We start from the raw sequence: 11,994 nt of genomic DNA, 5'->3' as shown, positions 1-11,994 counted from the left end.
AACGCAGGCGCGATCCGATCGGCCTATGTGCGTCGGCCGGGTCCGGCGCTCAACGGCACGGACATGGCGGAGCTGGGCCGGCTGATTCAGCGGCTTGAGTACCGGCTGGCTGCCGGGCGTTGATCGCGGCAGACGCGAGCTTGCCACCGCGCCGTTGGATGCCTGGCATCGTGAACGCTGCTTGCATCGCAGGGCGCAATCGATAGACTGCCAGAAACCCACCCACCCAGCCGGCAGTCGACCGAGGCGCGGTGCCCACACCATGCCCCATCGTCCGGACGCTGCTTCGACGCGGTACGAACTTCTGGCTCTGGAGCTCGAGCAGCAGATTGCCGGTGGCGTGCTGCGCCCTGGCGACCGCCTGCCTTCCGTGCGCCAGGCCTGTTCCAGCCGGGGCTTGAGCGCGAGCACGGTGTTCCAGGCCTACTATCTGCTCGAATCGCGCGGCCTGGTGCGTGCGGTGCCACGGTCGGGCTACTTCGTCACGGCTCGCGCCGACGGCACGTCGCTGCGGGAACCGGAAATCTCGCAACCGCGATCCGGATCGCAGCCTGTCGAGATCAACGACCTGATCTACGCGTGCCTCGGCTCCGCGCGCGCGCGCGCGCAACATCGTGCCTCTGGGTTCTGCGTTCCTCAGCCCGACGCTGTTTCCGCTGGACAGGTTGCGGCGCGCCCTGGTCACCAGCATGCGGCGGCTCGACCCCTGGCGCATGGTCGAAGACCTGCCGCCCGGCAATCAGCAGCTCAAACGCGAGATCGCGAAACGCTATCTGCGCCAAGGCTTTGCCGTGGCCACCGACGAGATCGTGCTCACCCACGGAGCGATGGACGCATTGAACCTGTGCCTCAATGCGGTGGCGCGGCCCGGCGACGCTGTGGTGGTGGAGTCCCCCACCTTCTACGTGGCCTTGCAGGCGCTGCAGCGGCTGGGCCTGCGCGCCATCGAAGTGCCGACCCATGTGCGCGAGGGCATCGATCTCGGTCGTCTGGCGCAGGTGATGGCGCTCCACAGTCCGAAGGCCTGCTGGCTGATGACGACCTTTCAGAACCCCCTGGGCAGCCTGATGCCCGAAGCGAAGAAGCGCGACCTCGTCGCGCTGCTCGCCCGGCACGATGTGCCGTTGATCGAAGACGACGTCTATGCCGAGCTTTACGAAGGCAAGGTCGCCCCGCTGCCGGCCAAGGCCTTCGACCGGCGCGGCCTGGTGCTGCACTGCTCGTCGTTTTCCAAGTGCCTGGCTCCAGGCTACCGCGTGGGCTGGGCCGCGCCCGGCCGTTTCACACGCGAGGTCGAACGGCTGAAGTTGTCGACGAGCCTGTCGGGTTCGATCCCGGTGCAGGCGGCGCTGGCAGCGTACCTCCAGGAAGGTGGCTACGACCGGCACTTGCGAGGCCTGCGAATGTCGTTGCAGGCGCAGCGCAACAGCCTGTTCGACGCCGTGAACCGGCTTTTTCCGGACGGAACGCGGGTCGTGCGGCCGGCGGGCGGCTATTTCGTGTGGGTCGAGCTGCCCAGCGGCGTCGACGCGATCGCCTTGCACGGCGCCGCGCTGGCGCAGCACATCAGCCTGGCCCCGGGGCCGATGTTCTCTGCGCGGGCGGAGTTCCGGCACCACATCCGGTTGACCTGCGGCCAGCCCTGGAATGAAACGCTGGAACGCGCCATGCGCACGCTGGCAAGGCTGGTCGACGACGCACCGCGCGACGCGACGGCTTCTCGACCGTCGATCTGATCCGGTCGTTCGGGCCCGCAGCTGCACACGCCGCCAGCAGTGGCTGCGGGACAAACTGGTGCCATGCCCAAGAAACACGCCCTGCGGGGTGATCCGCGCCGCGGTGCAGCGCTCACGCGCATGGCGGCCAGTCCCACATCGGCGGGCCCGCAGATGACCCTGCAGGAGGTGCTGGACCGTCTGGGCCCCTCCATCTTCGCCGGGCTGCTCGACCCCGACGGCGTGCTGCGCTATGCCAACCAGGCGGCATTGCAGGCCATCGGCAGCGCGCCGGAGCAGGTGCTCGGCCAGCGTTTCGACGCCACCCCCTGGTGGCAAGCCTGCGAGGTCTCGCGACAGCGGCTCCAGCAAGCGCTGGCCGGCGCGGTGCGCGGCGAGGCCTCGCGCTTCGACGTGCGAGTGGCCACGAGCGGCGGCGCCACCTTGTCGATGGACTTCTCGCTGCTGCCGCTTTACGACCAGGCTGGCCGCGTGGTGTGGTTGATCCCGTCTGCGCGCGACGTGAGCGAACGTGAGCAGGCGCAGCACCAGTTGCAGCTCACGCGACAAGCCGTCGAACAGGCCAACGACGCGCTGTTGCAGGTCGGGCCCGATGGTGCCTATCGCGATGCCAACGCAGCGGCCTGCCGGCTGCTGGGCCTGGACCGCGAGCAACTGCTGCGGCTGCGTGTGCCCGACATCGAAACCCAGATCGATGTGGCGCAGTGGCCGCGGCGCTGGCGCGACTTGTGCGACCGGGGTTCGCTGCGTTTCGAGACCACCGTGCGCCACCAGGCGGGGCATGAGATTCCGGTCGACGTCTCCGTCAGCCTGGTGACCAGCGGCCAGGCGTCCTTCGCCCATGTCTGCATCGACGACCTGCGCGAACGCCGTGCCACCGAGCGGCGCATCCTGCAACTGCTGCAGTTCGACGAACTGACCGGGCTGCCGAATCGCCAGCTGCTCCTGGAGCGCTTGAACGCGACGGTGCAGACCAGCCTCCAGACCGTGGTGCTGGTGCTGGAGCTCGACCGTTTCAAGCGTATCAACGACGGTCTCGGCGCAGACATCGGCGACGCAGTGCTGCGCGAAGTGGCGCAGCGCCTCAGCGCCACCGTGCGCAGCGGCGATCTGGTGGCGCGCCGCGGCGGGGACGAGTTCGTGATCGTGATGCCGGCGCCATCCGTGCCGGTGCTGCACACGGCGCAGGCGTTGCTCGACAGCATTGCCCGTCCGATGCCGATCGCGGGGCAGGAGGTTCATATGACCTGCAGCATCGGCATCGCCACGGCACCTGCCGACGGTGACCACGCGGACACCTTGTTGCGCCGCGCCAGCGCCGCACTGCACCAGGCCAAGATGCTGGGACGCAACCAGGCCAGCATCTACGCCGGTGCACCGCACGACGACGACCCCGATCGGCTGGCGCTGGAGACAGCGCTGCGCAAGGCGCTGCGCGACGAGCAGCTCGATCTGCACTACCAGCCGCAAGTCGATCTTGCGCATGGCGGCATCGTGGGCGTGGAGGCATTGCTGCGCTGGCAGCACCCGATGCTGGGCCGCGTCGCGCCGGATCGCTTCATCCCCATCGCCGAGGAGACCGGCCTGATCGTCGCCATCGGCGACTGGGTGCTGCGCCGCGCCATCGAGCAGGCCGCGGCCTGGCAGGAGGCCGGGCTGCCGCCGCTGCGCATGGCGGTCAACCTGTCGGCGCGCCAGTTGCTGCATCCGGATCTGGCACGCCGCATCGAAGGCCTGCTCGCCTCGGCGGGCCTCGATCCGCGGCTGTTCGGCGTCGAGGTCACCGAGAGCATGCTGATCGGCAACTTCGACCAGGCGGTGCAGCACCTGCAAGCGCTGCGCGCGCTGGGCGTCGAAGTCTCGCTCGACGACTTCGGCACCGGCTACTCGAGCCTGAGCTACCTGCGCCGGCTGCCGGTGGACGTCGTCAAGATCGACCGTTCGCTGGTACCCGACGTCACCGCGCTGGCAGAAGATGCGTCGATCACCCGCGCCATCATCACGATGGCACACCAGCTGCAGATGAAGGTGCTTGCCGAGGGCGTCGAAAGCGAAGGCCAGGCGGCCCTGCTGGCGGCGCATCAATGCGATCAGATGCAGGGTTACTGGTTCAGCGCGGCGCTTCCTGCAGCGGCAATCGAAACGTTGCTTCGCGAAGATCGCAAGATCGATCCAGCGCTTCTCTTGTGGCGCTAGTTGGCGACACGCACGCCTCCTGCGGCCGATCGGCCGTTCTGCACTATGCCGCTCGGTCTTGCGCCTCGCCCTGCACCAGTGCTTGCGTGGGCTTCAGTTCGGTCGGGCTCAGGCGGAACTGCACGGCAACCTGCGCCAGCCGTCGCCCGGGCGACGGGGCCGCGGGCTCGTCGATCATGGGCAGAGCAACCGCGTCGGGCCATTTCAGGCGCGTGGCATTGCGCTGCTCCAGCGGCACCATCCGCGCCGTGGCTCGAGCACCGGCGGGCCCGGGCTTCCAAAGCGCATGCGTCTGCAACTGGCCCTGCGCGACCAGGCGCAGCGAGGCACCGATCGCGTCCGCGCCGATGCGGTCCGGCGGAAGCAGCATGACGCAGCGCGCGCGGCGCCTCAGCCCTGGACGCTCTGGACCACGTAGAACTTCGCCACGCAGTCGCTGCTTTCCCATCCGATGGGTGCACCCTGGGGCACGAACAGCGCATCGCCCGTGTCCACCGACAGCACGCTGCCGTCAGGGGCTGCGAAGCGCACGCTGCCTGCCAGGACATGCATGAACTCGTTCACGCGATGCGGGCGAACGATCCGGTGGTAGGGCGTCGAGTCCCACGTGCCGGCGCTGTACTGCGCACCGTCGTCGATGAAGACGTTGTCGCTGCGGCACGCCGGCGAAGGGCCCAGCAGCACGTCCGCGGGCAGCGTGGCGGAGGGCTTGAAGTCGGCGTCGGCGCTCAGGGGAAAAAGGCCGCGCCGGGTCGGCTTCTCGCAAGCGGCGGCGCAGAACACGAATCGCACGCGGGACCCGGCCTGCACGCGCAGCGAGGTACCGCATCCGATGACGGCGCCCGCCTGGGGGCCGACCACCACCGGGGCCGCGCCGTCCGCTGTCAGCGTCAGTTCCCCCTCGACCACGACGATGGTTTCGATGTGGGGATAGCTTGCAATGTCGAGCTCGCCGATGAAGCTGGTGCGGCCCGCGCTCATCGCGCCCGGGCCTTCCCACGCGATCTCGCGATGCCGTGCAAAAGGATCGTCCTTGCCGAAGGCGGCCCTGCGGAAGGCGGTTGAAACGGGCGCGCCGTCGGCGTGATGCAGTACCAGGGCCTGGGTCATTGATTGTTCCTGCGCGATGTCGTCATTGAAAGCCGTGAGCCCAGAGCTTAGGCTGCGAGCCGCTGGTGCCGGTGCTTCAATGAGGGTCCTGCGCAGGGCAGGCTGCCGTTGTGCGGGCCGCTACGGCAGATCCTGCCGTCGGCCGGACGGTCGGGCCTGCGTGACCTCAGCGGGCGGAAGCACCGCCGTCGATGGGAATGACCGCACCCGTGATGTAGCTCGAAGCGGGCGATGCAAGGAGCAGCGCCAGGCCCTGGATTTCGTGCGGTTGCGCGACGCGCCCGAGCGGAATGTAGGTTCGCATGCGTTCGGCGGACTCGGGCAGCTTCAGGCGTCCGCCGTTGATCTCGGTTGCGAACGGGCCCGGCGCGATCGCGTTGACCAGCACGTTGAAGGGTGCCAGCTCGACCGCGGCCTGGCGAACCAGGTTGTTCACCGCCGCTTTGGATGCGACGTAGGCGTAGCCCGAAAGCGGCTCCGCGCGGATGCCGGCAATGGATGAGGTGACGATGATTCGCCCCTGGCGCCGCGGCTTCATGTGCCGTACCGAGGCGCGAAGCGTTGCCAGGACACCGTCCAGGTTGATGCGCATGACGCGGTCCCAGGCAGGGCGCTCGACGTGTTCGAGCTGGCCCGCCTCCACCGCGAAGCCGCGGCCCGCGCTGATGCCGGCATTGGCGAAGACGCAATCGAGCTGGCCGTAGCGGCGCACCGCGTCATCCACCACCGCATCCACCGCATCGGGGTCGGCAACATCCAGCACCGCCCCTTCGGCCAGGGAATGGTGCTTGCGCAGCAGCGCGACGCGCGCGTTCAGCGCGTCTTCGTCCACGTCGGTCATCAGCGTGCGCGCGCCCGCAGCGAGAAGAGCCTCGGCAATCGCCGAGCCAAGCCCGCTGGCGGCGCCCGTGACCAGGGCGGTCTGTCCGCCGAGATCGAAAAGTTGGTGAACGCTCATGCGGGCTGCCTCGCCTTCTTCATGGGCAGGCTCGACTCCCAGTGCTCGGCCGCTTCCACCATGTAGTGGACGGTGAGCACGACCTTCTTGAACATCCACCGGCCATCGACGCGAACGTACTCGTCATCAAAACGACCGACCACGTACATGCTGCGGTCCCCGTGCACGGGGCGTCCGTCCAGGTAGCAGTGGCCGATCGCGGTGTCTCCACGCACCTCGACCTCGTGCTGGTGGATGAACTGCCGCGCGTACTGCACCGGGAAGTTCGCAAAGAAGGCGCGGATCGCCTCGCGCCCGAACACCTCCGGGCGACCGTTGTAGATCACGCTTGCGTCCTCCGAAAACAGCTCGTGGAGCCGCTGGCCTTCGTCTTCGTTGACAAAGACGTGATAGCGGGCGCGCAGCGTGCGTATCGCGTCGCGGCTTTCCATTTCGTCGACCCGCGCTTGCAGTCTCGCCAGCCGGTCCTCGAGTTGCGCGAAAAGTTGGATCTCAGGATTCATTCAAGTTGCTCCGGGAGAGGTGCCGGCAGGGAAGGCGGCGTGTGGACGGGCAGACCGCGCGCGTGTCATGGCACACCGGGGTGTTGCGCATCGAAGTCACCGAGCATCGCGTCCATGCGCCGGCGGATCGAACCGCCGGTCTGAACGTGCGGGATCACATAGAAGCGTCCCGCGTGAACCGCTGCAAGCGTGGCCGCGGCAACGTCGGCCGCGTCGATGGGCGACGCAGCCATTCCGAGGCGCACCCGGTCGTTGTATGCAGCGGCGGGTTCGACGGTGTCTGAAAGATGAGCCGGCCGGCTGCGCTGCGCCTGATGAATCTGCGTGGGTACCAGCGAAGGACACAGCACGGAAACGCCGATCGGATCGCCCGCCTGCTCGAGGTCGCGCGCCAGGCATTCGGAAAAGGCGACGACAGCGTGCTTGCTGGCGCAATACACGGCGGAGCCCGCGAGCGTGGCCAGGCCGGCGGCCGATGCGGTGTTGATCACATGGGCCGCAACACCGCGGGCCCGCATGCGAGGAACGAAGCTGCGCACGCCGTTGGCGACGCCGCGCAGGTTCACGCCCAGCACCCACTCCCAGTCGGCGTCGGTGGCCGTCCAGGCGGGCCCGAGCACCGCCACCCCCGCGTTGTTGAACAGCCAGTCGACCCCACCAAGGGCCTTCTCGCAGGAAGCGGCGAAAGCCTCGACGTCGCCGGCGCGAGCGACGTCGCACTTCTGCGCGAACGTCGGCACGCCCAGCGTGCGCGCGAGCGCTTCGGTGGCCGCGAGGCCCTCGATATCGATGTCGGCCAGCGCGAGGGCCATGCCTTCGCGCGCACAGGCCAGCGCCAGTTCCCGTCCGATGCCACTGCCCGCGCCCGTGATCGCGGCAACGCGATGGCCGGTCATTGGAGCGACACCCCGGCGGTGCGCAGCACTTCGGTCCACTTGGCGGCCTCGTGTGCCACGTACGCCTGGAACTCCGGGTGGGGCATGTCGATGATGAAGCTGCCCACCGCATCCAGCGAGCTCTTGATTTCGGGCGACCTGAGCGTCTCGGTCACCTCGGCGGACAGGCGCTTGACGATGGCCTCCGGCGTCTTCGCCGGCGCGAAGAGACCGCCCCAGCTGAGGGCTTCGATGCCGGGGTAACCCGCTTCGGCCATGGTCGGGACGTCAGGCAGCATCGGCATGCGCTGGCCGCGCGTCACGGCCAGCGCCCGGATCTTGCCGTTGCGAATATGGGGCGCGGAGGTCTGGACGAAGTCGAACATCGCGTCGACGTTGCCCGAGATGAGATCCACCAGCGCGGCCGAACTCGCCTTGTACGGAACGTGGGTGAACCGCGTGCCGGTGCGGTTCTGCAGGAGTTCGAGACACAGGTGCCCGGACGTGCCGTTGCCGCCGGATCCGAAGTTGAGCTTGCCCGGGTTCGTCCTGGCGTACGCCACCAGTTCGGCCACCGTGCCGATGCCCAGATGCGGGCTCACCACCAGCACGTTGGCATTGCCGGACAGGCCATGAATGGCCACGAAGTCCTTCACGGGGTCGTAGCGGATGGTCTTGTAGAGCGCGCTGTTGGTGCCCTGGGTGCCCTGCGTACCCACCAGCAGCGTGTAGCCATCGGGCGCGGCGCGGGACACGAACTCGGCACCGATCGAGCCGCTCACGCCGACCTTGTTGTCGATCACGAAAGGCTGGCCGAGCCGGGTGCTCAACACGCGCGCGATCACCCGTGTCTGCTGGTCGACGACGCTGCCCGCCGAGAAGGGCACCACAAGGGTGATGGGCCTGGCCGGATAGGCCTCCTGCGCGCGCAGCATCGGCGACAGGGAAAGCAGGCCGGCGGCGGCGGAAAATTGGCGGCGATTGATGGTCATCCGTGTGTCTCCGGCGGATCAGTTCTTGCCCAGTATTTCGGACCACCGGCCGTGGCTGTCGAGCACGTTGCCGTCTTCCAGCTCGACCTCGAAGTTCTCCAGCACCCGGCACACCAGCATGTAGTAGCCGATCGTCATCACGACCTCCATCAGCTGCTGCGGCGGCAGCAGGGCGGCCAGCGCGTCGAACATCTCGGGCGGCGCCTTGACCTGGCGCACCACGGCGTCGGTGAAGTCGAGCACGCGGTGCTCGAGACTGTCGAATGGCTCCCTGTCGGCGCTGCCTTGCGGATGGCCGAGCACCGCTTCGACCTGCGCGGCGGGCACGCCCGCCTGCGCGGCCACGCGCCGATGCTGGGTCACTTCATAAGTGGAGCCGCACAGCGCGCCGACCCGCAGGATCACCAGCTCGCGCAGCCTCGCGGGCAGCGAGGAATGCCGCAGGATGCTGGAGCCCAGGCCGAGGAAGCCCTGCGCGGTGGCGCCGCCGTGGGCGACCATGCGGTAGATGTTGAGCGGAGGGCGCCCGTCCAGCAGCGCGTGGAGTTCCGCCGGTGCCTCGGCCAGGTCGAAGTAGGGAATGCGAGCCATGGGTTTTTCAATCCAGTCGGATGCCGGCGGTGCGAATCACCTCGCGCCACCTGGCGGTTTCATTGCGTGCGAACTCGGCCAGGGCCTGGGGCGTGCCGCCCTGGGGCTCGATCGTCAGTTCGCGCATGCGATCGGCCACCGCCGCGGTCTGCAGCGCCCGGTTCACTTCGTGGTTGAGCCTTTCGATGATCGGCGCCGGCGTGCCGCTGGGCGCCCACAGGCCGCCCCAGGCCGCGAGCTCGCAATCTGGCAGGCCCAGCTCCTCGAAGGTCGGCACCTGCGCAAGCAGCGGCAGCCGGCTGCGCGACGTCACGGCCAGCGGGCGAATCTTCTCGCTGCGGATGTACGCAAGGTTGCCCGCCACGTTGTCGAAGATCGCCGGCAACTGCCCGCCCATCACATCGGTGATGGCCGGCGCGCTGCCCTTGTACGGAATGTGCGCGAGCTGCACCTTGGCCGCGCGATTGAGCAGCACCAGCGACAGATGGCCGCTGGTGGCGTTTCCGGGCGTGGCCACGGCGACCCGGTCGGGGGCCGAGCGGGCCAGCGCGAGAAAGCTCTTCAGGTCCCGCGCTTCGAAGGCCGGGTTGACGCAGAGCACGTTGTAGACCTTGCCTTCGAGCGCAATGGGCGCGAAATCCTTCACCGGGTCGTAGTCCAGTTTCGGATACAGGCTGACGTTCATCGCGTGGGTCGCGTTGGTGCCGTAGAAGAGCGTGTAGCCGTCGGGCGCACTGCGCGCCGCGACCGCGGCCGCGATGTTCCCGGAGGCGCCGGGCTTGTTGTCGACGACCACCGGCTGGCCCAGCTGGCGTGCCAGCTGCTCGGCCAGTCGACGCGAGGACTGGTCGGCCGAGCCGCCCGCCGGGAAGCCCACGACCAGGCGCACGGGCCGGCCGGGATAGGCATCGGCCTGGCCCGCGACGGCGAAGCCAAGGTGCGGCGCCGCGACAGCGCAGGCGGCCGCCTGGAGGATGCGACGTCGTTGGAGCGTCTGCATGGCTGCCATCAGGCGCGCGGCGCGGCGATGCCGCCGGTCAGGCCGCCGTCCACGACGAGTGCATGGCCGTTCACGTAGGAGGCCTCGTGCGACATCAGGAACAACGCCGCATAGGCCACTTCCCAGCCTGTGCCCTGGCGCCCGAAAGGCAACGGCATCGCGAGGCGGTCGGACCTGCGGCGCGTCGCCGCACGACCGATGGGCGTGTCCATCAGGCCGGGCAGGATGCTGTTGCAGCGCACGCCCTTGGCCTGCCCCGCCATCGCGATCGAGCGCGCCAGCGACACCTGGGCGGCCTTGGTCGTTTCGTAGGCCGGGTTGAAGCTGGAATTGCGCAGCGCGGCGATCGACGACAGCAGCACGATGGAGCCTCCGGGCGCCATGTGCCGCAATGCCTGCTGCCCGAACAGCATGCAGGAGCGCACGTTGGTCGCGTGTTCGCGGTCCCAGGCTTCGGCGCTCTGGTTGTCCAGGGAGAGTCCGCTCGCCACGCCCACCACCATCACCAGGCCGTCCAGCCCGCCCATCTTGTGCACCGCGCGCTCCACGGTCGACGCGGCGGCATCCGGCTGCGCGACGTCGGCCACCTCGGCATGGGCGGTCGCGCCCGATGCGCGCACCAGATCGCAGGTGCGCTGCAGCGACTCGGGATTGATGTCCACACAGGTCAGCGTTGCGCCCTCGTGGGCGAACAGCAGGGAAATCGCACGTCCGTTGCCCACGGGCGGATCGGGGTCGTCGATGTCGCGTTGGCCCGCGCCCACCACGAGGATCCGGCGTTGCTCGAGGCGTCCGGCCGAGGGGCGGAGGTCACCGAGTGCTTCTGCGAAGAGCTGGAGCCCGGGCTGGATGGCTGGCGAGGTCATGCATGTTTCCTTTTGCGCGTTGGGTGCGCCCATGGTTGATTTTTGGAAACGTTTCCGAAATGGTGGAAACCCTTGCAGGCTGTCACCTAAGATGCACACCATGCTCTTGCCCCAAAGGGAAAGTCCCTCCGAATGAATGCAGGAAAACAGAAGATCGATCTGCGCGACGTGGCTCGGCTGGCGGGGGTGTCGCTGGGCAGTGCGTCTCGGGCGATGAACGGCGCGGGTGCGTCGGCGGCCACGCAGGAAAAGGTCAGCCAGGCCGCGGCGGCACTGGGCTACCGTCCCAACCATGCGGCGCGGGTGCTGCGTTCGCGGCTCAGCCGAACCGTCGGCTGCCTGTTGCCCGACATCTCGAACCCGCTGTACGCACAGGTGTTTCGCGCCCTGGAGGACGAATTCCTTCGGCACGACTACCTGCTGCTGCTGGCCAACGGCGCCAACGACGCCGAGCGCGAAGTGAAGGCACTGGGAACGTTCACGCAGCGCGGCATGGACGGCGTGATCCTCGCGCCCGGCAACGAGCGCAACGCGCAACTGGTGGAGGCCTTGCGGCTGCTGCCCATGCCGGCCGTCGTGTTCGACCGGGAAGTCAGCGGCTCACACGACGCCGTGCTCATCGATCACGCGGGCGGTGTGCGGCGCGTGGTCGAGCGCTTGCTGGGCCTGGGGCACCGGGACATCGCACTCGTTCTCTGGCAGGGTGACACGCGGCCCGTGCGGCGCCGCGTGCAGGGCTTTCGCACCGCGTTCCAGGCTGCGGGCCTACCGGTGCCCGACCTGCTGGTGCAGGCGCGCAGCGTCACGGCCTCGGTCAACGCGGAGGTCACCGAACTGCTCGGTCGCCCCGACCGACCGAGCGCGCTCATCGTGCAGGGCACGCACATGCTCAACAGTGCGCTGCGGGCCATCTCCGCCCGGGGCCTGCAGGTGCCGCGCGACATCTCGGTGGTCGCCATCGGCGACACGCCCTTCGCGGCCGAGCACGAACCCGCGGTGAGCGTGCTCGACATCGACCAGGCCGAAACCGCGCGTTGCCTGGTCGACCTGCTGCTCACCCGTATCGCCGAGAACGGGCTGCCCCAGCGCAAGGCCCGCATCGCGCTGCGGTACGTGGAGCGCGATTCGGTGGCGCCCCCCGCGCGAGCCTCGCGCTGAGGCCGGGCC

The 11,994-nt window shown here is 68.7% G+C and carries 11 protein-coding genes and 1 pseudogene; 3 read left to right on the top strand and 9 right to left on the bottom strand.

The window, feature by feature from the left end; all coding sequences use genetic code 11:
• Window positions 1-262 precede the first annotated feature (262 nt).
• Window positions 263-1,736, top strand: a pseudogene (locus C4F17_RS28790) (aminotransferase-like domain-containing protein).
• Window positions 1,737-1,799: 63 nt separating this feature from the next.
• A complete protein-coding gene (locus C4F17_RS28785; RefSeq protein ID WP_106937899.1) occupies window positions 1,800-3,932 on the top strand; it encodes a putative bifunctional diguanylate cyclase/phosphodiesterase in 2,133 nt (710 codons plus the stop codon).
• Window positions 3,933-3,975: 43 nt separating this feature from the next.
• Here the strand turns inward: C4F17_RS28785 and C4F17_RS28780 are convergent, their stop codons facing one another.
• From C4F17_RS28780 to C4F17_RS28740, 9 genes are all read right to left on the bottom strand, one after another.
• The gene (locus tag C4F17_RS28780; protein WP_081270999.1) at window positions 3,976-4,302 is read right to left on the bottom strand and encodes a hypothetical protein; all 327 of its coding nucleotides are present in this window, start codon (window positions 4,300-4,302) and stop codon (window positions 3,976-3,978) included.
• 20 nt (window positions 4,303-4,322) lie between these two features.
• Window positions 4,323-5,042 (bottom strand): cupin domain-containing protein, encoded by a 720-nt coding sequence (locus C4F17_RS28775; RefSeq protein ID WP_106937898.1) that lies wholly within the window; start codon window positions 5,040-5,042, stop codon window positions 4,323-4,325.
• A gap of 166 nt (window positions 5,043-5,208) precedes the next feature.
• Window positions 5,209-6,000, bottom strand: a complete 792-nt coding sequence (locus C4F17_RS28770; protein WP_106937897.1) for an SDR family NAD(P)-dependent oxidoreductase — start codon at window positions 5,998-6,000, stop codon at window positions 5,209-5,211.
• Window positions 5,997-6,503 carry a nuclear transport factor 2 family protein gene (locus C4F17_RS28765; protein WP_081270996.1) on the bottom strand — a complete coding sequence of 169 codons (507 nt, stop codon included), beginning with the start codon at window positions 6,501-6,503 and terminating at the stop codon, window positions 5,997-5,999. The genes C4F17_RS28770 and C4F17_RS28765 overlap by 4 nt, the downstream gene beginning before the upstream one ends.
• Window positions 6,504-6,568: 65 nt before the next feature.
• A complete protein-coding gene (locus C4F17_RS28760; RefSeq protein WP_106937896.1) occupies window positions 6,569-7,399 on the bottom strand; it encodes an SDR family NAD(P)-dependent oxidoreductase in 831 nt (276 codons plus the stop codon).
• Window positions 7,396-8,370, bottom strand: coding sequence for a Bug family tripartite tricarboxylate transporter substrate binding protein (locus C4F17_RS28755; protein WP_106937895.1), 975 nt, complete (start codon window positions 8,368-8,370; stop codon window positions 7,396-7,398). The genes C4F17_RS28760 and C4F17_RS28755 overlap by 4 nt, the downstream gene beginning before the upstream one ends.
• Window positions 8,371-8,388: 18 nt before the next feature.
• The gene (locus C4F17_RS28750) at window positions 8,389-8,961 is read right to left on the bottom strand and encodes a carboxymuconolactone decarboxylase family protein (RefSeq protein WP_106937894.1); all 573 of its coding nucleotides are present in this window, start codon (window positions 8,959-8,961) and stop codon (window positions 8,389-8,391) included.
• Window positions 8,962-8,968: 7 nt separating this feature from the next.
• Entirely contained in the window at window positions 8,969-9,961 is a 993-nt protein-coding gene (locus C4F17_RS28745) for a Bug family tripartite tricarboxylate transporter substrate binding protein (RefSeq protein WP_106938492.1), read from the bottom strand.
• An 8-nt stretch (window positions 9,962-9,969) separates the two neighbouring features.
• Window positions 9,970-10,827 carry an SDR family NAD(P)-dependent oxidoreductase gene (locus tag C4F17_RS28740; RefSeq protein ID WP_081271078.1) on the bottom strand — a complete coding sequence of 286 codons (858 nt, stop codon included), beginning with the start codon at window positions 10,825-10,827 and terminating at the stop codon, window positions 9,970-9,972.
• Between the two features lie 132 nt (window positions 10,828-10,959).
• On the opposite strand from C4F17_RS28740, the gene C4F17_RS28735 reads away from it, so the two are divergent.
• Window positions 10,960-11,985, top strand: a complete 1,026-nt coding sequence (locus tag C4F17_RS28735) for a substrate-binding domain-containing protein (RefSeq protein ID WP_106937893.1) — start codon at window positions 10,960-10,962, stop codon at window positions 11,983-11,985.
• Window positions 11,986-11,994: the final 9 nt, after the last annotated feature.

Origin of the sequence: Variovorax sp. PMC12 (assembly GCF_003019815.1) — a bacterium.
Lineage (GTDB): Bacteria > Pseudomonadota > Gammaproteobacteria > Burkholderiales > Burkholderiaceae_C > Variovorax.
The sequence above is the reverse complement of the archived record's forward strand: the minus strand, read 5'-3'. Positions and strand labels throughout refer to the sequence as shown.